The organism is Halobacteriovorax sp. XZX-3 (assembly GCF_043196495.1).
In the GTDB taxonomy this organism is placed as follows: Bacteria; Bdellovibrionota; Bacteriovoracia; order Bacteriovoracales; family Bacteriovoracaceae; genus Halobacteriovorax_A.
Map to the genome: position 1 here is coordinate 74891 of NZ_JBEBMO010000002.1, position 20973 is coordinate 95863.

Consider the following 20973-nt stretch of genomic DNA (forward strand, 5'->3'; position numbering starts at 1 on the left):
GAGGTTGGCGTGAGAATATTCATCTTAGTATTCTCCGCCATTCTTTTCTTTAATTCTCACGCACAAAATTTTCGAGTCCTTTCAACTCTTCCAAGCTTTACTGAGTCAATGTTTTATCTAGATGCTGGAAAACTGTTAGTTGGAGTCTCTGACTATTGTAATTTTCCAGAAGAAGCCAAGCGTTTGCCACGCTATGGGTCTTCATTTGAAATTAATCTTGAGAAGGTTGTAGAAGACAAAATCACGTCTGTTCTGCTTGCTGAAGTTCAAGGCGGACGAGTCAAAAATAATTTAGAAAAATTAGGCGTTGATGTCATCATTACACCATATAAGAAACTTGATGATGCGGTAGGGATGCTTAAAGTTTTTAACGAAAAGTTTAAGCTTAACAAAGATAAGAAAATCGAAGCGTTTTCTAATGAACTGAAATCTCTTTTAAAACCTATATCTAAAGGTAAGAGAGTTCTGATGATTATCGATGAAAAGTTTAAGGATGGTAAACTACATGAGGTTAGGGCCATCGGTATTGATAATTATTATCATGAGATATTAACAAAACTAGGTGCAAAAAATATTGTAGCGGAATCAGGTTACCCTTTAAGGAGTCTTGAGAGCTTACTGACTTCTAATTTCGATTTAATTCTAAGAATATCAGATCGTAAAATAAAGTCAGAACAAGATTGGAAGAATTCTTATTTTAAAGATAAAATTTATCTATACGAAAAAGATTATGCGGTTGTTTTGGGACCTAGGACATTATCGTTAGTTAAAGATTTAAGGGAGATTTTGAAGTGATTAATTGTGAAAAATTATCAATTCAAGATAGGCTATCAGTGAATAGCTTCTCATTTGAATCAGGCCATTGTGGAGTTATCGGCCCAAATGGTGCAGGGAAATCGAGCTTTCTAAAGGCAATTGCTAATCTTATTGATTTCAATGGAAAATGTCTTGTTGAGGGGGATGTTGCGTATTGTGGTGATAGTGCTTCAATCCAAACTGATATGGATGCGCAAGAAGTTATGTCTTATGCTAGGGGTAGCAAGGCGCAAGACTTAGCTTATCTTAAAAAATTAATTAAACACTTTAACTTTGAAAATCTTCTAACTAGAAGAGTGTCAACATTAAGCGGTGGAGAAAGGCAAAGACTTAATCTGATTTGTGCCTTTTATTATGACTGTAAGTTTACTTTACTAGATGAGCCCACAAATTACTTAGATCCAATTTACGTTGAAAGGCTGAGTTGTTTTCTTCAAGAGTATAAAAAAAGCTGCTTTGTTGTTTCCCATGACTTTAACTTCATTATAAATATTTGTGATCGTCTTGTGGCGTTTGAAGACTCTCAAATGAGTTTTGATTCGACTGTAGATGAAGCCGTGTCGACAAAGATTTTTGATAAGATATTTCATAAGAATTTTAACTATCACGTGATTGATAATAAGAGGTATATTCTGTGAAAAAAACAATCCTCTTATATATTGCGGTTATTTTAGCGGTAACACTTACTCCTTTCATAGGCCGAGAAGGAATTATTGACTTAAACGAGCAGGGACTTTATATCCTAGAGAACTTGAGATTCCCTAGGGTTTACTTAGCATTTTTAGTTGGTGGAATACTTTCTGTAATAGGGAGTACAACACAGGTAATTTTTAGAAACCCACTTGCTACTCCATATACTCTTGGCTTTTCGAGTGTGGCCGCCCTTGGGCTTGCTATTGCGGAGCTTGGATTTAATTCTTTTTCTTTAGGGGCTTATATTGCTCTTTCATCAATCTTTCTTCTAATCTTATTATTTCTCTATTTGAATAAGTTCTCGTCTCAAAGAGTATTATTATTTGGAGTTTGTCTTTCTATCTTTTCATCAAGTGCTATAGTCTTTGTTCAAAGTATACTTGGAAATGAAAGCATTGCTAGGCTAATCCGCTGGATGATGGGAAGTCTTTCAATTGTAGGGTTTGAGGGTCTTTTATATACAGCACCATTATATATTTTAGGTTTAATTTTCTTTGTTATTCATAAGAGAAGTTTAACTCTAATTTCTATTGGAGAAGATTTTGCACAAACGAGGGGAGTGCCAACTCGTAAGGTAAATGCAACACTAATACTTGTTTCAAATATACTAATTGCAGTTGTCGTATGGCAATGTGGCCCGATTGGTTTTGTTGGCTTGATTATTCCACATATTACAAGGCGACTTGTAAGTGCTAACTATGAAAGAAGCTTAATGCCTACTTTTATCTTAGGGGGGGGCTTCTTAGTACTATGTGATTTTATTTCAAGAATAGTTTTGGCAAATAGTATTATACCAATTGGTGCAATTACGGCGTGTGTTGGAGCACCTGTTCTGGCACTCCAACTATTTAAACGAAGCGAATCTTAATTTCTTTTTATTTCTTCAAGTTTTACGATAGCCTTTTTAAGTGCAGAACCTCTTCGGTAAAGAACTTCTACGTTATCGCCAACTTTATATTCATAAAGAGTATTAAAGATATCATCGAAATCATTTATTTCTTTTCCATCAATCTTTAAAATAACATCTCCTAGAATAATACTTCTTGTACGTGGATCTTGTTCTAGACCTCTTAATCCCGCTTTTGCAGATGGCCCATCTGGTCGAACACTTTGAATCGGAAGTCCCTTTTCAACATCAATACCGTAGAAGTATGAGAGCTCTCTTTTTTCTGCAATGGCTATACCAAGACCTGGCCTTTTCACAATTCCGTATTTAATTATTTGTGGCACTACTTTACTTACAATATTTATAGGAATAGCAAAACCAACACCTGCCGAAGAGCCAGAGTTTGAAAAGATCATTGTATTGACACCAATTACATTTCCTGAGGAATCAAATAGCGGTCCTCCTGAATTTCCAGGGTTAATTGAAGAATCTGTTTGTAACATTCCTCTAATTTCAACTCCACCAATGCCTTGAATTCCTCGATTTTTAGCCGAGATAATCCCTGTTGTTACCGTTGCATCAAGTCCAAACGGCGAACCAATAGCAATGGCCTTTTGACCAACCCTAACTTTATCAGAGTCACCTCGATTTAGTGGCTTAATATCTCTTGGGATTTCTAATAACTTTAAGACAGCAATATCTTTTGCTGGCTCTGTTCCGATGAGTTTTGCTTTATATTCTTTTTTATTGTTATTAAATCTTACTAAGAAGTTATCACCACCTTCGACTACGTGAAAGTTTGTAATGATGTGTCCTTTATCATCCCAAACCCATCCTGAACCTTCACCTTTAACGACTTGTTTATTTGTCATCGAAAAGAAGAAGCCACTTCTTGCTCTCATGCGACCTAGGGTCGAAATATTTACGACTGAATTCACTGAACGATCGAACACTGAAATAGTATTACGTTCACTTTCTAATATCGCCTTATTTTCATCAAACAAAGCCTTTGAATTTAGGGATGTTAGTAGAATAAGAATTAAAAAGAATGGCCTTAAATTGCTTTTCATAATATTCCTCATTATCTCTTTTTGACGCTCATCTCATTATACATATATAATCATAGTATAAAAAATTTTGTAACACAGAAATGTCAAATTTCTGTAAGAATTCTGAGGTCACTCGTGGATATTAATTATTTTAATCGTTATACAAATCAAATGGAAGTGGAGAAAGTTTACGGGGATACTGCTATTAATTTCCTCTATGGAAATCCTCTTGGAAAGCTAATCTCTGGTGCAATTACTTCATCAATTGTCTCGTGTATGTATGGCGAAATTCAAAATATGAACTTTACTAAGAATAAGGTTCCAAAATTTGTAAAAGATTATCAAATAAATATGGATGATTTCCTTCCAACTGAAGGACGTTCAAAAGATGACCCTTATGGCAGCTTCAATGAATTTTTTATTCGTAGGTTTAAAGAAGGAAAGAGGCCATTCTTAGATGAAGCTGATTCGATGTCTGCGTTTGCTGAAGCAAGATACTTTGGATATGAATCAATTAATAACCAAGTTAAGATACCGGTTAAGGGCAAATTTTTAAATTCAACGGAGTTATTACAGAATTCTAAGTGGGAAAGTGTTTTCGAAGATGGACCACTTCTTCTCGCTCGATTATGTCCTGTTGATTATCACCGTTTTCACTATCCTCTAGATGGTGAAGTTATTGATTACTACAAGATTGGTGGTGGATATCATTCAGTAAACCCACTTGCTCTACGTAAGAAAAATGATATTTTTTCTACAAATATCCGTGAAGTAACAGTTATGCAAACTAAAGAGTTTGGCAAAATTGCTTACGTTGAAGTTGGTGCAACGATGGTTGGTCGTATTGTACAATCAAGTGATTTAACAACATTTAAAAGAGGCGATGAGAAAGGTTATTTCTTATTCGGTGGCTCTACTGTCATTGTTATTGGTGAGAAAGGTAAGTGGTCACCAACATCAGATATCCTAAATAATACAAAGAACGGAATTGAAACTTATATTCATTTAGCAGATAAAGTTGCACAAACTGGAAAGTGATCTGATGGGTAAATCCCCTCAGAGCTTTCTTTATGAAGGTGAATTCCTTCGCACTTTAAAGTATCTTTTGAGTGAAGAATCCAGTCAATTCGAGAACCATCTTCACGAAATCCTTTGAAGCTATGATGACTCTCACACTCTTCATGCCCCAGGTCTAGCCATGGATCAGTAAGATTGAGGTCACTTTCATCTAGTACTTTCCTAACTTTTTCAAAAGGTGACTCATTAAAGTCTCCAGTTAAAATAATAGGATAGTCAGCTCTTACTTTTTCAATTTCACTAATTAGGACTTTGATTTGTTCCTTTCGTGTATCAGATTCAAGGTGATCTAAATGAGCATTCACAAAGAAGTAGTGTTTTCCATTTTCCTTGGCCTTAAGAATCGCCCATGTACAAAGTCTTGGAAATGCACTTCCAAATGATTTCGACGCAGCAATATAAGGTGTTTCAGAAAGCCAAATGTCTCCTGAATTTATTAATTCAAAGATATCCGGTCGATAATAAAGAGAAGGATACATTCTATCTTCAATCCACTCACGATTTGAATCAATGATCTCAAGTCCATCTAAGAGCTCTTGGAAATCTCTTAATTGGGGCTCCCAGCCTTCTTGGGTTCCAATAACATCTGGTCGATAGGCATTCAGTGCGTTTGCAAGGATAACACGTCTCCCATCCCATGAATGAACTCCATCGGCAGGGTTATTAAATCGAATATTTGAAGAAATTACAGTGAAATTAAACATATTCCATTAATGAAAACATATTTTTCATCAATAGAAAAATAGAAAACTCCGCAATCGACACAAGTAGTTAAAAACTGACTTTTTTATTAAAAATGGGCCAGTTAAGGAGGTCTTATGGTTCAACAAGAGCAATTAATTAAAGAAATTAAAAAACGTTATCCAAAGCATACATACAAGCAGTTGGGAGAGATGTTTCAGATGCAAACGACACGTCTATTTAGATTAATGAATGGCGCAGAAATGAGAACTAGTGAGTATTTTAAGATAAAGGAAAAGCTAGAGATTAATTCTTCGGAACTTAGTTCATTAATTCAATTCTTAGAAAAGCATTCATTCAGCTTAAGTCGTAACGATTGTAATGAAATTGTGAGTAACTTAGAAGAAAAGTTTTTTATTAGAAAGTTAACAGGGTTATAGGGAGAGAATATGTCACGTTTATTAATGGTAGAAAGAGCAATTTTAGAAGTTTGTGGTAAGTCTCAAAAAACAATATTTCAAATCTCTAATGAAACAGGAATGAGTTTATCTTTAGTGGGGAGCTTGTGTGTTCGCTTAAATAAGAAGGGCATACTAAAGAGGCAAGATAGTACATATTCGCTTAATAAAGATGCCCAAGGTTTAATGATTGCAAATGCAGTAGAGAATGTCAGAAAAGAAGTAAATGAAGTGGCCAGTTCAATTGTAGAAAATTATTTTAGTCAGAAAGAAAATCGATCATTAAAACTTCAAAAAGTTTATGTAAACAAAACAGAAGAGCTTATTCTTAATTCAATGCTTGATCAGTTAAATAGTTTTGTTGAGGAGCTTCAGCGTAATTACAAAAAAAGTTCAAATAATATTGTGAAAAAACAAAAGGTTTTACTTTGGGGACATGGTAATTATTCAGACATAATTAATAGCTCTTTAAACTTAGCGAAGTAATATTAATAATGTCTAAAATTAGCCAACGTAGCCAAAATCATTAAGCATTTTGGCCACAAGTTCTTTTAATTGATATTTTAAAATCTTATTTTCAGGAGACAGTGTAGAACATTCGATATAGCCAATCATTGTTTTAAAATCTGTCTCTCTTTCATTTTCCTTTAGCCATGAATCAAATGTGAGGATGGCCTCAATCCAAGCACGAACAGAGTATTGAGTTTTATCAATAAGACTAAATAAGAGTTCACCATTTTCTTTCTGACTTGGTGAAGATTTCAGATGCTTTTGTAGGTAACTAAAGATTATTTTTATCTCATCTTCAGAATGTATATTCTCTAACAGAAGATTAAGCCTTTCATCAGAAAGGAAGGCCACTGGATATTGTGCTCTGAGTCTTCTAAAATACTTTTCAATCATAGTGCCTAACATGGTGTGCAAACGAGTTATTTTGTTCTAAACTAGCAAAGTTAATTATATCTAATTTAGCAAGGGTTTTTCATGTTTGAAACTATTAAAAATATATGGCCACTAATCCATCGCCATCGCGCCAGAGTTATCGGAAGTATGATCTTCGGTATTGGTATGGCCTTAATTAAGGGTGGTCAAATGGCGCTAATTAATCCTCTTTTCACAAAGGGACTTTCGCCAGAATCGACACTTGAAGAGATTCTAGGAATTGTAGGATTAGCTTGTTTACTTGCACTTATTAATTTACCTGTTCGCTTCTTTCATTTCTATTGGATGCAATTTGCAATGAACGATGCTGTATGTGAAATCAGAACAAAGATTTATTCAAAGATTCAAGATATTCCAATTTCATTTTATACGACGACTAAGCAAGGTGACGTTATTTCAACAATCTTAAATGATACGATGATTTACTCGCAGGGGATAAGTGGTCTTCTTACATTATTAAGAGAGCCGATCACATTATTTGTTTTATTAGGATATGCCTTCTATCTTGATTGGCAACTAACACTTGTTACATTTGCACTTCTTCCTATTATGCTTTTAATTTTTGGTTTCTTTGGAAAGAGAGTAAAGGCACACCAATCAGATGTTCAGTCGAGACTTTCTGATATGACTCATGTCATTGGCGAAGGTGTTGGTGGACAAAAAATTATCAAGGCTTTTAATCTTCAAGACTATACGAGAGACTTCTTTAAAGGATATCAGAATAGCTTTTTTGAATTTCAAATGAAATCAGAAGTAATGAGACAAATTTCACACCCTTTAGTTGAATTTATGACAACTCTAATCCTTTCTTCAGTTATCGTTTTTGCTCAGGTGAAGATTACTGGAAATGCAATGACAACAGGTGAGTTCATTACTTTTATTGCAATTATGGCAATGATCCAAGATCCGATTAGAAAGACAAATGAAGCAAATTTAAAAATTAGCCAGGCGCAAGCTGCGGAAAAGCGTATTTTTAAATTTTTAAAAGTTGAAAATGAAAAAGATGACGGTAAAAATGAGCACTCTGAATTAAGTGATAAAATTTCTTTTGCAAATTTAGACTTCTCTTACGGTGATCATCAGGTCATTAATAATTTGAGCTTTGATATTAATAAAGGTGAAAAGGTTGCTTTAGTTGGGCTTTCAGGCTCTGGTAAGTCGACTCTTATTAATGTTCTTCTTGGACTTTATCCTGTTAAAAAAGGAAGTTATAAAATCGATGGTATTGATTCAAGTGATTTCAAATTAAAATCACTACGCCATTATTTCGGCTTAGTTTCGCAAGATATCTTTCTGTTTAATACAACGATAAGAGAAAATTTAACTCTAGGTAAGGAAGTCAATGAAGCTCAAATTCAAGAAGCATTAAAAGTGGCCCATGCGATAGAGTATATTAAAGAGCTTCCAGAAGGGCTAGAAACAGTTATCGGTGATCGTGGGGTAAGACTATCTGGTGGACAAGCACAACGTTTAACAATCGCTCGTGCTTATCTTCAGGATAATGATGTCTTCTTATTTGATGAAGCGACTTCTGCTCTTGATAATGAATCAGAGAAAGTAGTTCAACAGTCGTTAAATGAGCTTGCAAAAAATAAGACAGTTATTGCTGTTGCACACAGACTTTCAACTATTCAGAACTATGACAAAATCATTGTATTAAAAGATGGAAGAATGATTGAGCAAGGCCGTCATGATGAACTAATGAACCTTGATGGCGAATATAAAAAGTTATATGAACTGAGTATGAAGTCTTAACTTCATACTCAGTAGGTATTGATTAGAATGGTAGTCGTTTTCCGGCCCTAAATGGATAAATCCATTCTGGTTCTTCTTCATTTAAATGTTGTCCATTTAAAACAATCTTATACTTTTCAACAAAGTCCTTTGTGAACCTTTCAATTGAATAGTTTTCGATTACATGATTTCTAATAAAGTCTCGATCGAATTCTTCTGCACCATTTTTAAAGTATTGAATAATCTCTTCATGGCTATAAAAAGTTCTTCCAGTTCCTTTTACGATTAGATCAGGAAGTGAACCGAAGCTAGAACCAAATACAGGTATACCTTGAGTCATTGCTTCAATAATAGCAATTCCAAAAGGCTCATGCCATCTAACTGGAAATAGTAAGGCGTCGCATTTTTGCATGATCGACAACTTATTATCACCCCCAACCATACCATGGTTGTGGATAAGAGGATGGATTCCAAGTATTGAGTTTCCACCACAGATGTGTAGATGCTTATTTGTTTTTAGAGCTATTTTTAAGGATTGCTTTAAATTTTTTACTCGCCATGATGCTTTTGCAAGAAAGAGAAGGTGTTCTATTTCTGTTATCTTATTACTTGTGTAATTGATAGGGTATTCTCTCATGTCGACAGCGTTATTTACATAAGATGTACTATTATGATTTCTTGCATGTGACTTCGAGCAAAATACCGTATTACGATCATGCTTTTCACCAGGGAAGCCATTCCCTTGGACATTTAATACGTATGGTACATCGATTCTAATTTTCTCAGGAAATGAGACGTGTACAATATCGATATTATCGGGAACAAGTTTTTGCCAATCTTCGCCTTTGTTCCATACAATATGCTTGATTCCGTGCTTTGTTACTTCACTCTCTTTTGGTCCAATAAACGTTACTTGATGTCCTTGTCTAACTAGTTCAAGCATGTGCCAAAAAACGGCCCTTTCAATTCCACCATATTTCTTTACTGGAAGAACTTTATGGTGATGGATACATACATGCATTTCTGCTCCTTATAGTATTGGCCTAAGCCATTTTTTAGTTATTTCTAGGTCCTGAGCTTTTACTTTTGAGTAATGCTCAATTTGGTCCTGGGCAATGTTTAGAATATTAAAATATTTAGCACAAGGGTTAAAGAAGATGTAGCCAGAAACTGAACTAGCAGGATACATCGCAAAGTTCTCTGTTAAGTATGCGCCAGTATTTTCTTGTACATTCATAAAATCCCACAGCTTCGCTTTTTCTGTATGGTCAGGGCATGCAGGGTAGCCAGCTGCTGGTCGAATACCAATATATTTTTCTTTAATAAGTTCATCTAAAGAAAATTCACGCTCTTCTTCGATTCCACACATCTGACGTGCTCTTTCGTGAATTAACTCTGCATATGCTTCAGCAAGACGATCTCCTACGGCCTTAACCATAATTGAAGTATAATCATCACCACTTTCTTCAAAAGTTTTAGCATACTTCTCAACTTGATCTCCCATTGTGACAACAAATGATCCAATATAATCCTGCTTTTCACCCTTTGGTAGGATGTAGTCGGCCAGAGATAGATAAGGGCGATCTTTTTGTGTCTTTTCTTTTTGTTGCCTTAGGAAATTGAAAGTACCAAATTCATTCATATTTTCATCGAGTAGGATAACATCTTCATCTTTTGAATAAGCTGGCCAAAATCCTAGGACTGATTTTGGAGAAAAGCGATTGTTCTCAATAATATCGTCTAGGATATTTTGAGCTTCGTTATAGAGTTTTTTGGCTTCTTCTCCATAATCTTTATGCGATAAGATATGAGGATAGAGACCTTTTAGTTCCCATGTCCAAAAGAAAGGTGACCAGTCGATATATTTTGCAATTTCAGCAACACTAATATCATCAAACTTCTTAGCTCCAATGAATGGAGGTGTGAATTCGACAAATGTTTGTCTTGGGTCAACTCTTAAGTGATCACGGGCCGCTTCTAATGAAACCGTAGCTTGGCCACTATCTTTCTTATTTTCAAAATATTCTTTTGTTCTTTTTTGTGACTCTTTAAGATCTTTTAAAAAATCATCTCTTAGATTAGTACTTAAAAGGCTATTACAAATTCCAACTGTTTGAGAGGCATCCCCAACGTGAACGACAGGACTTGTACACTCAGGTGCAATTTTTACTGCAGTATGAGTTTTAGAAGTCGTGGCACCGCCTATTAAAACAGGTACTTCAAGACCTTGACGATTGAACTCTGCTACGTTGTGAATCATCTCATCAAGTGAAGGCGTGATAAGGCCACTTAGTCCAATGAATTTGGCTTCGTGTTCTTTGGCAGCTTTAATAATATCTTCACAGCTAACCATAACCCCAAGATCAACAACGTTATAGCCATTGCAAGCGAGAACAACACCAACAATATTCTTTCCGATATCGTGAACATCACCTTTAACTGTTGCAATAACAAATGTATTCTTTTTACTTTTTCCGTCAGCATCCTTTTCCATAAATGGCTCAAGGTATGCAACAGCCTGTTTCATAACACGTGCACTTTTAACAACCTGTGGAAGAAACATTTTACCTGCACCAAACAGATCACCTACAACTCTCATCCCATCCATTAGAGGGCCTTCGATGACATTTATGGGAGCACCTAGCTCTTGTCTTGCTTGTTCGACATCTTCTTCAATGAATTTACCGATACCTTTTACAAGTGCGTGGGTGATACGCTCTCCAAGATTTCCTTCACGCCAAGTTAAATCGTCTTCTTTTGCCTTTGATTTTACACCTTTAAATTTTTCAGCATATTCGATTAAGTCATCAGTTGCTCTTTCAGAACGGTTGAAAAGGACATCTTCAATTTTCTTCATTAGCTCAGGTTCAACGTTCTCGTAAACTTCGAGCATTCCCGCGTTTACAATTCCCATATCTAGGCCTGCTTTAATCGCATGGTAGAGGAATGAGCTATGCATAGCCTCGCGTACAATATTATTTCCACGGAATGAGAAAGATATATTTGAAATACCACCACTAGTTAAAGCGCCTGGACATTTTTCTTTTATTTCTCTTACCGCTTCGATGAAGTTTATCGCGTAGTCATTATGTTCTTCAATTCCTGTTCCAACTGTTAGTACATTTGGGTCAAAGATAATATCTGTGGCCGGGAATCCTACTTCTTCAGTTAGAATTTTAAAGGCGCGTTGGCATATCGAAACTTTTTCTTCTTTAGATGCAGCTTGTCCCTTTTCATCAAATGCCATGACAACAACGGCCGCTCCATATTGAAGGATCTTTTTCGCATGTTCTTTAAAAACTTCTTCACCTTCTTTTAATGAGATTGAGTTAACAATCCCTTTTCCTTGAATACACTTAAGCCCTTCTTCGATGACCTCCCACTTAGATGAGTCGATCATAATAGGAACCTTACAAATATCTGGCTCAGATGCAATTAGGTTTAAAAATTTAACTATACAAGCTTTAGAGTCGAGGAGACCTTCGTCAAAATTCACATCGATGATATTTGCTCCATTCTCAACCTGCTGTCGGGCAATATCTAAAGCTGCTTCAAAGTTTTCTTCACGGATAAGGCGTGCAAATCTTGGTGAGCCTGTCACGTTTGTACGTTCTCCAACCATGATGAATGGACGCTCTCCTGTATAATCAAGATTTAACGGTTCAAGCCCTGAAAGTCTTTGCGTTTTAGGGAGATCGTGTTTTTCGCGAGGATTGATATCTTTTAGATGATTGTAAATAGCGTTGATATGATCAGGAGTTGTTCCACAACAACCTCCAACAATATTAACGAGCCCCGATTCTGCAAACTCTTCAAGAAGAGCAGCTGTCTCATTTGGCTTTTCATCATAACCTGTATCACTTAACGGATTAGGAAGTCCTGCATTAGGGTAACAAGATATCAAGCAGTTTGAAACTCTTGATAACTCTTCAATATATGGGCGCATCTCTTGTGCTCCAAGTGCACAATTGATACCAACACTAAATGGCCTAGCATGTTCAACTGAGTTCCAAAAAGCTTCAACAGTTTGACCTGATAGAGTTCTTCCTGATGCATCTGTAATAGTTACAGAGAGCATAATTGGAGTATCAAGGTTGTTATCATCTAAATACTTTTTCATTGCAAAAATTGCAGCTTTTAAATTTAGTGTATCAAATGAAGTTTCAGCCAAAAGAAGATCGGCTCCGCCGTCAATTAGTCCTTTTGTTTGCTCATAGTAATTATCGACAAGTTCATCAAATGTAATACCTCTAAAAGCAGGATTATTCACATCAGGTGAAATCGAAGCTGTTTTATTTGTTGGACCTAGAGCACCTGCAACATAACATTTGCGCTCCGGATTTTCTTTCATGAATTCAAGACAAGCCGCTTTGGCAATCTTGGCCGCTTCCACATTTAGTTCATATGCAATTTCACTTAAGTGATAATCGTCTTGAGCTATTCTCGTTGCCGAGAAAGTATTTGTTTCAATAATATCTGAACCAGCAGCAAGGTATTTTGTATGAATCTCTTTAATAACTTCTGGTTTAGTAAGATTTAATAAGTCGTTATTTCCTTTCAAGTCTATCTTAGTATCTTGAAAGCGATTTCCTCGAAAATCTTCTTCTGTTAGATGGTATTGTTGGACCATTGTTCCCATAGCACCATCTAGAAAAAGAATTCTATTCTTTAGTGTTGATTCTAATTCACTACGAATATCTTTCATTAATATATACCTTTTAAAACTTCTGAAACATTTGCACTATCATTCATTACATAGAAGTGAACTGAAGGAACATTTGCATTTAGTAATTCTTCCGTTTGTTTTCTTGCCCATTTAATTCCGATTTCTTTAATATGTTCTGAATTTTCTGTCGCTTCATTTACGAACTCATCTGGGAAGTCTACATAGAAGTGCCTCGGTACATTTGAAAGCTGTCCCATGCTCTTAATGACTTTAATTCCTGGAACAATTGGACACGTGATTCCAGCTTCACGACATTTATCAACAAATTCAAAATACTTCGTATTATCAAAGAACATCTGTGTAACGATATAATCAGCACCAGCATCAACTTTCTCTTTTAGGTACTTTATGTCTGTCGCTAGATTTGGAGCCTCGAAGTGTTTTTCTGGATAGCCTGCAACACCAACAGAAAAGTCTAGAGGTAAGCTATTTGAAATATCATCAAGATAGATACCTTTTTTTACGTTATCAATTTGCTCAACAAGGTCTTTTGCATAGAAATTTCTTTGGCGAGAAAGATCGTATTTTTTATTATAGTTAAGGGCGTCTCCACGTAAGGCCAAAACATTATGAATACCGAGGTAGTTAAGTTCGATTAGAGCATCCTCAGTCTCCTCTTTGGTAAAACCTTGAGTTAAAAGGTGAGTAACTGTATCGATTTTAAATCGATTTTGAATAACTCCACAGATCCCAACTGTTCCCGGTCGTTTCTTGTAGATCTTTCTCTCAACTGAGCCATCATTTTTTTCGTTATAATATGCTCCTGCTGAGTGTGCTGTTACGTCAATCCATGACGGATTAAATGGCAAGAGCTCCTTAACGATATCCGTTACAGCTGAAATATTTTTTCCTCTTGGTGGAGGTACAATTTCAAAACTAAAAAGTGGGCTCGTCGCCTTGTCGATGTGCTCGATAACTTTCATTCGTGTATTTCCCTATGTGTAAATTAGACACCTTATTTTAATCATTTATGAGCAATAAGAAAAGGCGAGGGCCCCTTTTTCTGGGGCCTTAGGTTAATTCGAATGAATCAGGTAAATGGAATATTTAGATAACTTTAGAGGTTAAATGGGGGGAGCTAGAAAGCATCATGTTTGCTTCTAACTTGAAGGATTTTTAACCTATGGCCGAATATATTTGGACTTTTTTCACAAATGAAATGAGTGATCTATTCCACAATGAAATATATTGCCTAAATTCAGGTGCTTATGAGTTTCACGATGGGCCAAAAACTGTTATCATATTTATTAGAGGATGATTTGATGAATCAGGATCAGATTTACCATTTAGAAAGTGAGTTTATTAGAGTTTCAGTTACGAAGCAGGGAGCTGGGCTATTATCAATATTTGATCTTGAATCATATGTTGAATATCTATGGCAAGGTCATCCAACTCTAAACCCTTGGAAGCCACAAATAATTTTTCCAATTGTAGGAAAACTTAAGGATGACCAGTATTGGTTAGGTCGAAAATACTATCACATGCAAAAGGATGGCTTTCTTAAAGACCTTCAATTCGAAGTCAAAAATCATCGTAAAGATCGAATTACCTTCGTTCATACGAATAGCCCCGATACAGAGCTTATATTTCCATTTCGCTACAGTATTGAAGTTACTTATATGGTTTATGGGCCAAAACTTACAGTTTCTTTTGTTATTAAAAACCTTGATAAAAAAGAAATGTTCTTCTCTTTAGGCTTTGCTCCAACTTTCAATGTTCCTTTAGGACCAGAAGGGCATGATGATTGCTTTATTGAGTTTTCAACTCAAGAAGAGCGTGGAGCGTATTTTCTTGAAAATGATTTAGTTAACTTTCATGATGCGGATAATAAAAAAGTTGTTCAAGATTGTCGTGTTTTCTTCACTCAAGAAAATTTTAGAGGTGGAGAAATGGTATTTAAGGATATTAAGTCAAAGAGTATCGCTCTTAAGAATATTTTAAATGAGAAGTCGGTTAATATAGATCTAGGGAATATTCCATATTTATCAATTTGGACATATCCAGGTGCGAACTTTGTTAGGATTGCGCCAGCCTTTGGAGTTACTGATGCTCTAGATTCAAATAATGACTTTTATACGAAAGAGGGACTAATCGATTTAGAGCAAGAAAAGACCTTTAAGCACGAGTTCGTCTTTCACATAAGATAGTCATATCCACTAGGACCAATAATGTATCGAAATGAATTAGAAGAAATAAAGAGCAGTATTCATACTAAACTCGACACAATGGTGTGGGGTGATATGTCTATTGAAAGAAAGGCCGATAAGAGTATTGTAACTGAATTTGATATTTTTGTGTCTGATCAAGTGAAAAAGGTTTTTCATGAATCAAATTTTGATTTTAATTTCTTTTCAGAAGAGGACCAAGAGAGCTTTGAGTTTCCTGTCATTGTTCTAGACCCAATTGATGGTACTCGAGAATTTGCCAAGGGGTACGGTGAATGTGCTGTATCTTTAGCTATTTTATATTCTGCTGATATTCACGATGATCGAAACTTTGGTTGGATTTATAATCCTTTTACTGGATTTGAGATTACAAGTGATGTGAAATATCCACTTGGAAGTCGCCATGCTCATGCTGAGGCGGTAAATATTATGATCTCCCGTTCAGAGTGGGAGAAGGGTGCTAATAAATTAGATTTTAAGCATAACTTCAGGATAACTCCACTAGGTTCAATTGCATTTAAATTAGGTCTTCTCGCAGCAGGTGCAGCAGAATGTGTAATCTCATTTCGAGATAAGAATATTTGGGATATTGCTGCTGGAGTAATTATTTGTCACTCTAGAGGAATCTACTCAGATGAGATTGATGATCTTTCAACAAAGAAGTTAAAAGGACCATTCATCTTCTGTCGAGATGAGTTAAAAGAAGCTGTTCATAAAGAAGTGAATCGTTTAAAAAATTCTTAGTTAAATAACTCTTCAAAATCTTTCATTGTGAGTTTTCCGCTGAATAGTTCTTCATCATCTTCAGGAAGAAGTTCTTTGAATAGCTCACGTTTGATATCTTGTAATTTTAAGACTTTCTCTTCAACTGAACCTTTAATAATAGGTCTAAATACGTTTAGAGTATTTTTCTGACCAATACGATAAGCTCTGTCGATCGCTTGAGATTCAACAGCTGGGTTCCACCAAGGATCCATAATGAAGACATAGCTTGCTGCTGTTAAGTTAAGACCAACACCCCCGGCCTTTAGAGAAATAAGGAAAAGCTTTGTTTTCCCACTTTGGAATTCATCTACTGCTGCTTGTCTCTTCTTAACATTCAGAGAACCATCAATTCGAGAATACTTCCAACATTGGCTATCAAAAGCAGAACCAATGATATCAAGATAAGTCGTAAATTGTGAGAAGACGATAACTTGGTGACCTTCTTCAACGATTTGTTCTAAACTTTCAATTAGGTAGTCAACTTTTGTTGAAGTAAGACTTCTAATATCCTTTGTCGTTTTATTGCTATGATTTTGCCACAGACAACTTTGACGTAATTCAAGAAGCCCTTTGAGAATTTCTCCATACTTCTTGTTCTTAGGAGCATTATTAATATTATCTTTAATTGATTGTAATTTGTTTTTGTAAAACTCGTCTTCGCCTTCATCAAAACTAAGGAGAACATTATTCTCTATTTTAGGAGGAAGGTCTGTGAGAACTTGATTCTTCGTACGCCTAAGGATAAATGGGGCGGCAGTTTTTCTCGCGTATACTCTTGATTTAGGAGTAGAGCTAGATCTTAAGAATCTTAGATCTCCCCAGATACCAGGTATACTAAGATCAATAATATTAAAGAATTCAGCAAGATCGTTTTCAACAGGTGTACCCGTTAGGCAGATTCTAAAGTCTGCATTGATTTTTCTTGCAGATGACGCTCCAAGTGAGCGCATATTTTTAAGGTGCTGAACTTCATCCAGAACGAGTACATCATAATGTGATTCTTCAAATTCAGCTTCAAGTTCTCTTTTTAAGATTCCATATGAAGTTAGGATTACTTTCGCTTTGCTATCTTCAGGTAATTCTCTGTCTGCACCGTGGAAGATATGAACATCGATATCCGAGAATTTTTTAAATTCATTTTCCCAGTTAAGTAGTAGGGAAACTGGACAAACAATTAAAACTTTATCGATCTTATCGTAGATACTCTCAATAAAGGCGATTGTTTGAATTGTCTTACCAAGACCCATGTCATCTGCAAGACAGGCCCCAAGCTTATTTTCATGAAGGAACTTAAGCCAATTGTAACCAGTCTTTTGGTATGCCCTAAGAGTTGAACCTAGATGTTCAGAGATAGGGTAGTCTGGAATACCTTCTAGATTTTGAAGTCTTTCACAAAGCGCAATTTCTTCTTCTGTAAGCGCTCCTTCTAGACCAATTTTCTTAAGTTCAAATAATTCAAAAATTCTGGCACGAGAAAAAGGTAAGATAAATTTTTTAAATTTTCCATCTTGTATCTCTTCTTTTGCTTCAAATTTTGTATATTTTTGTACAAATTTTAAAAGATCTTTTTGCTCATTGTTTAGTAAGATGACACCATCTTTAGTAATGGCAATACTATTGTCCAAATCGACGTTCTTGAGGACTTCTTGGTCGACGTCATTTATTTCTAGTTCTAAATCAAACCAACCTGAGCGCCCAATTTGCTTTCTTTCAAAGCGTATTCGCGAGTTCCAGTTTTTGATTTCATTATTATTATAGAAAATTTCAACACCGTAAGGTTTTGTTACCGTAAATAACTTAGAAAGACCTTGAGTGATTTGCGACATTGATACCTGAAAGATAACTTCATTAGTATCTCTGTAAAGGTAAGAGTAGCGGAAAAAGTGATCTCCAAACTCTGTTACCATGACTTTAAATAAAAGGCGTTGAAGCTTATTATCATATTTATAAAGCTTATGATTTTCGTGATCAAAGCTCAGCGTATAGTCTTTACTAACAACTTCTGAAATAAGGCGAATCCACGAAGACTTTTTCGATTTTCCTGATAGTGACTTTTTATAACTATCAACACCTGTTTCAAAGTAGTGTTGAACTTCTCTTAGGAAGTGATAGGCTTCAATCTTCTTTCTAAAAAGATCAAGATAGCCACCTTCAAAAGTGAGAGAGGCCATAAATTGTGGAGGCCTAGTCCTCTTATCTTCCTTATTGAAAAATTCAATTGAGAAGTTGTTGTAACCCTTTCTTTGAGAGTTGTTTATATAAATTCTTAAGTCAGGAGACTCAATACTTGAAATATCGAATTGGTTTCCTTCAACTTCAAATGCGATATATTTTTCTAGCCTTTCTGAATAAGCCAGATTTAAGGCATCATCGATTTTATATGATGTTAAGTTTGATCTTAGAGTCGAAAAGAACTCTTTTAGTTCACTTGGTAGCGAATATAAATGACCAGTATCCCAATTAAATAAATATATACTTTCAAAAATACTAATATTTCGATGAGTTTTTCCCTCATCATCGAGTAAGGCAAAACGAATACTCGATTTTAAGTCATCCTGAAAATCTACACGTTGCTCTTTATTTGGAGCAATATTGAAAACAAGTTTCCCCGAAAGATTTTCAGGGATAGGGAATTCAATAGTTTTCTTAGATGTTAAAGAATAGTTTAGTGTAGAGTATGTCGGGCCATGAGGCGCATTTTCTAGCTCGTGTGGTCCACTAAGAATTGTTCCATACTCAAGAGGGTAAACACCATATCCTCCAATTGGTGGAAGGTGTGTACTTGTATCTGACTGATCGTTTGTTGTCGCAATATAGTACATAAAGAGCGCAGCTGTATGGTGACAGTGCTTTTCTTTTGTCCACTCTAAACAGTCACATGAAGTTGAGAGTGGAGACTCGTCAGTTCCCTCAAGTCTTTTCTTGTAAACAACTTTAGACTCATAAGGACGGTCTTCTTTGATAATACCTGTTGTAATTAGGTAACCATCAAGACTTCCTTTCTTAAATGAAAGAGAGACCTTCCCAAGGCTGAGAACTTTTCTGGCCTTTGAAATTGCCAGAGTTGAAAAATATTTTTTTGCTAGGTCGAGTCCAGGTTCTTGTGTCATATATTACTTTTATGTCTAAAAGCCTTATTATAACGCAAAATTAAGGAATGTAATAGTTTTAGTTAGCTCAAGTAATAAGGCCCCTTAATAGGGGCCTGAATTACTTAGTTATTTTCGATATATGACTTAAGAAGTTTTGCTCGAGAAGGATGTCTTAGCTTGCGAAGTGCTTTTGCTTCGATCTGTCTAATACGTTCACGAGTTACGAAGAAGTCTTGTCCAACCTCTTCTAGAGTGTGGTCAGATTTCTCACCAATACCAAATCTCATTCTTAGAACTTTTTCTTCTCTTGGAGTAAGAGTTGAAAGTACTGAACGAGTTTGCTCAGATAATGTAATGCTCATTACAGCATCTGCAGGTGAAATAATTTTCTTATCTTCAATGAAGTCTCCTAGAGAAGAATCCTCTTCCTCACCAATTGGTGTTTCAAGAGAGATTGGCTCTTTAGAGATCTTTTGAACTTTCTTAACCTTATCAACTGGCATTTCCATCTTCTCAGCAATTTCTTCTGGAGTTGGCTCACGCCCAAGTTCTTGGATAAGTTGTCTTTGAGTTCTAACCATCTTGTTGATTGTTTCAATCATGTGAACTGGGATACGGATTGTTCTTGCTTGGTCAGCAATGGCACGAGTAATGGCCTGACGAATCCACCAAGTTGCATAAGTTGAGAACTTATAACCACGACGGTACTCAAATTTATCAACAGCTTTCATAAGACCGATGTTACCTTCCTGAATTAGATCAAGGAATTGTAGACCACGGTTTGTATATTTCTTAGCAATAGAAACAACAAGTCTTAAGTTTGCTTCAACTAGTTGAGCCTTCGCGCGGTCAGCTCTTTCTTCACCATTAGTGATAATCTTGTAAACTGTTTCGATATCATCAAAGCTCATTCCAGCTTCTTGTGATAGTCTTCTTAGTTTTCTTAGAATATCTTCTTGGTTACGAACTAGTTGCTCTACCTTTGCATCAGTTGTGTAAAGCTCTTTAGCGAATGCACGTTTGAATGCATCGTCTTCCATAATCTTTTCATGAAGATCACGGTAAGCTTCAATTGTTTCTACTTCTAGGAATTTAAAGATACGATCTTGTTGCTCGTAAAGATCTTTAAATTGTAGGTAGTACTTCTTAACTGGCTCAACGAAGCTATTGATGATCTTTCTGTTGAAAGTAAGATCCGCAAGCTCTGTTGCAATAGAGTCCATTTTTGTTTTTTCAGTTTTTGAAAATTTATCAAGAGTTCCATCATCTTCGTTTAGTGAAGAGTCATAGATTTCTTTAAGCTCATCACATACATTGATGATTGTTTTCTTAACCTTATCAATGTCTTTTTGTGTTGATTCATCATCAAGACCACGTACAAGCTCTCTTACGAACTCAGTTGGGTTTTCTAGTTCATTGATACGATCTTTTAGGTTAATGATTTCTGCAATCGCGTGAGACGATTTAAGTGAAGAAAGAATAATTTCTCTTTCACCTTCTTCGATTTCTTTTGCAATTACAACTTCGCCTTCTCTTGTAAGAAGGGCAACAGAACCCATTCTCTTTAAATATAATTTTACAGGATCAGTTGAGGCACTTCTAAGTTCAGCTCTCTCTTCTTTTGAAAGCGTCTCTTCAATAATTTCTGTACCGTCAAGCTTGATTCCTTCATCTTCCTCTTCAACTTCATGATCAGTTACTTCAATCTCTGATTCGCTGATAGCTAGCATAATGAGGTCAAGTTCTTCAGGAGCAATTAAACTTGCTGGAATAGCATCGTTAATTTCTTCTGGAGTTAGAGAGTCTTGATCCTTACCGCGAGCGATAAGTTTTTCGAAACCCTTTGATTTTAAAAATTGTGCAGCACTTGACATGTTTGGTTTCTCCAG

Annotated in this window: 18 protein-coding genes and 1 pseudogene; 10 read left to right on the forward strand and 9 right to left on the reverse strand. The window is 35.7% G+C overall.

Going from position 1 to position 20973, the window contains the following annotated elements:
- The first annotated feature begins 9 nt into the window (after positions 1-9).
- Genes ABMA70_RS10805 through ABMA70_RS10815 form a run of 3 tightly spaced genes read left to right on the forward strand, consistent with a single transcriptional unit; the run spans position 10 to position 2377 of the window.
- The gene (locus ABMA70_RS10805; protein WP_103217643.1) at positions 10-795 is read left to right on the forward strand and encodes an ABC transporter substrate-binding protein; all 786 of its coding nucleotides are present in this window, start codon (positions 10-12) and stop codon (positions 793-795) included.
- Positions 792-1454 (forward strand): ATP-binding cassette domain-containing protein, encoded by a 663-nt coding sequence (locus ABMA70_RS10810; RefSeq protein WP_392993563.1) that lies wholly within the window; start codon positions 792-794, stop codon positions 1452-1454. The genes ABMA70_RS10805 and ABMA70_RS10810 overlap by 4 nt, the downstream gene beginning before the upstream one ends.
- Positions 1451-2377 carry a FecCD family ABC transporter permease gene (locus ABMA70_RS10815; protein WP_392993560.1) on the forward strand — a complete coding sequence of 309 codons (927 nt, stop codon included), beginning with the start codon at positions 1451-1453 and terminating at the stop codon, positions 2375-2377. Before ABMA70_RS10810 ends, ABMA70_RS10815 begins: the two co-directional genes overlap by 4 nt.
- On the opposite strand, the gene ABMA70_RS10820 is transcribed toward ABMA70_RS10815, so the two are convergent.
- Positions 2374-3465 carry a S1C family serine protease gene (locus tag ABMA70_RS10820; RefSeq protein ID WP_158246846.1) on the reverse strand — a complete coding sequence of 364 codons (1092 nt, stop codon included), beginning with the start codon at positions 3463-3465 and terminating at the stop codon, positions 2374-2376. The two genes, ABMA70_RS10815 and ABMA70_RS10820, sit on opposite strands and share 4 nt — an antisense overlap.
- Before the next feature lie 114 nt (positions 3466-3579).
- On the opposite strand from ABMA70_RS10820, the gene ABMA70_RS10825 reads away from it, so the two are divergent.
- The gene (locus tag ABMA70_RS10825) at positions 3580-4482 is read left to right on the forward strand and encodes a phosphatidylserine decarboxylase (protein ID WP_393022233.1); all 903 of its coding nucleotides are present in this window, start codon (positions 3580-3582) and stop codon (positions 4480-4482) included.
- Here ABMA70_RS10825 and ABMA70_RS10830 read toward each other — a convergent pair.
- Positions 4446-5225 (reverse strand): endonuclease/exonuclease/phosphatase family protein, encoded by a 780-nt coding sequence (locus tag ABMA70_RS10830; RefSeq protein WP_392993554.1) that lies wholly within the window; start codon positions 5223-5225, stop codon positions 4446-4448. The two genes, ABMA70_RS10825 and ABMA70_RS10830, sit on opposite strands and share 37 nt — an antisense overlap.
- A 114-nt stretch (positions 5226-5339) precedes the next feature.
- Between ABMA70_RS10830 and ABMA70_RS10835 the strand changes: the two genes are divergently transcribed.
- Both ABMA70_RS10835 and ABMA70_RS10840 read left to right on the forward strand, forming a co-directional pair.
- Positions 5340-5642 (forward strand): hypothetical protein, encoded by a 303-nt coding sequence (locus ABMA70_RS10835; protein ID WP_103217648.1) that lies wholly within the window; start codon positions 5340-5342, stop codon positions 5640-5642.
- Between the two features lie 9 nt (positions 5643-5651).
- Positions 5652-6146 (forward strand): hypothetical protein, encoded by a 495-nt coding sequence (locus ABMA70_RS10840; RefSeq protein WP_103217649.1) that lies wholly within the window; start codon positions 5652-5654, stop codon positions 6144-6146.
- Between the two features lie 18 nt (positions 6147-6164).
- On the opposite strand, the gene ABMA70_RS10845 is transcribed toward ABMA70_RS10840, so the two are convergent.
- Complete coding sequence (locus tag ABMA70_RS10845; RefSeq protein ID WP_103217650.1) at positions 6165-6563, reverse strand: hypothetical protein; 399 nt, start codon at positions 6561-6563, stop codon at positions 6165-6167.
- Positions 6564-6644: 81 nt separating this feature from the next.
- Here ABMA70_RS10845 and ABMA70_RS10850 point away from each other — a divergent pair, with 81 nt between their 5' ends.
- Entirely contained in the window at positions 6645-8357 is a 1713-nt protein-coding gene (locus ABMA70_RS10850; protein WP_103217651.1) for an ABC transporter ATP-binding protein, read from the forward strand.
- Positions 8358-8379: 22 nt separating this feature from the next.
- Here the strand turns inward: ABMA70_RS10850 and ABMA70_RS10855 are convergent, their stop codons facing one another.
- From ABMA70_RS10855 to ABMA70_RS10865, 3 genes are read right to left on the reverse strand one after another with little or no spacing between them, the layout of a single operon-like run.
- A complete protein-coding gene (locus ABMA70_RS10855) occupies positions 8380-9357 on the reverse strand; it encodes a glycosyltransferase (RefSeq protein WP_103217652.1) in 978 nt (325 codons plus the stop codon).
- 9 nt (positions 9358-9366) lie between these two features.
- A complete protein-coding gene (metH, locus tag ABMA70_RS10860; protein WP_392993550.1) occupies positions 9367-13041 on the reverse strand; it encodes a methionine synthase in 3675 nt (1224 codons plus the stop codon).
- The gene (locus tag ABMA70_RS10865; RefSeq protein ID WP_103217654.1) at positions 13041-13985 is read right to left on the reverse strand and encodes a methylenetetrahydrofolate reductase; all 945 of its coding nucleotides are present in this window, start codon (positions 13983-13985) and stop codon (positions 13041-13043) included. Before ABMA70_RS10865 ends, metH begins: the two co-directional genes overlap by 1 nt.
- A 200-nt stretch (positions 13986-14185) precedes the next feature.
- Between ABMA70_RS10865 and ABMA70_RS10870 the strand changes: the two genes are divergently transcribed.
- The 3 genes from ABMA70_RS10870 to ABMA70_RS10880 are packed head-to-tail and all read left to right on the forward strand — an operon-like array spanning position 14186 to position 15971.
- Positions 14186-14320: a hypothetical protein gene (locus ABMA70_RS10870; protein ID WP_255407613.1), complete on the forward strand. Its 135-nt coding sequence runs from the start codon at positions 14186-14188 to the stop codon at positions 14318-14320.
- A 4-nt stretch (positions 14321-14324) separates the two neighbouring features.
- Positions 14325-15209 (forward strand): hypothetical protein, encoded by an 885-nt coding sequence (locus ABMA70_RS10875; RefSeq protein ID WP_158246847.1) that lies wholly within the window; start codon positions 14325-14327, stop codon positions 15207-15209.
- A gap of 21 nt (positions 15210-15230) precedes the next feature.
- Positions 15231-15971, forward strand: coding sequence for an inositol monophosphatase family protein (locus ABMA70_RS10880; RefSeq protein WP_103217656.1), 741 nt, complete (start codon positions 15231-15233; stop codon positions 15969-15971).
- Here ABMA70_RS10880 and ABMA70_RS10885 read toward each other — a convergent pair.
- From ABMA70_RS10885 to ABMA70_RS10895, 3 genes and pseudogenes are all read right to left on the reverse strand, one after another.
- Positions 15968-19102 (reverse strand): DEAD/DEAH box helicase, encoded by a 3135-nt coding sequence (locus ABMA70_RS10885; RefSeq protein ID WP_103217657.1) that lies wholly within the window; start codon positions 19100-19102, stop codon positions 15968-15970. The genes ABMA70_RS10880 and ABMA70_RS10885 overlap by 4 nt on opposite strands.
- A 104-nt stretch (positions 19103-19206) precedes the next feature.
- On the reverse strand, positions 19207-20643 hold the full coding sequence (rpoD, locus tag ABMA70_RS10890) for an RNA polymerase sigma factor RpoD (RefSeq protein ID WP_233189712.1): 1437 nt from the start codon (positions 20641-20643) through the stop codon (positions 19207-19209).
- Positions 20617-20958 (reverse strand): annotated as a pseudogene (locus tag ABMA70_RS10895) (RNA polymerase sigma factor region1.1 domain-containing protein); the annotation flags it as partial. The pseudogene ABMA70_RS10895 and the gene rpoD, both read right to left, overlap by 27 nt.
- Positions 20959-20973: the final 15 nt, after the last annotated feature.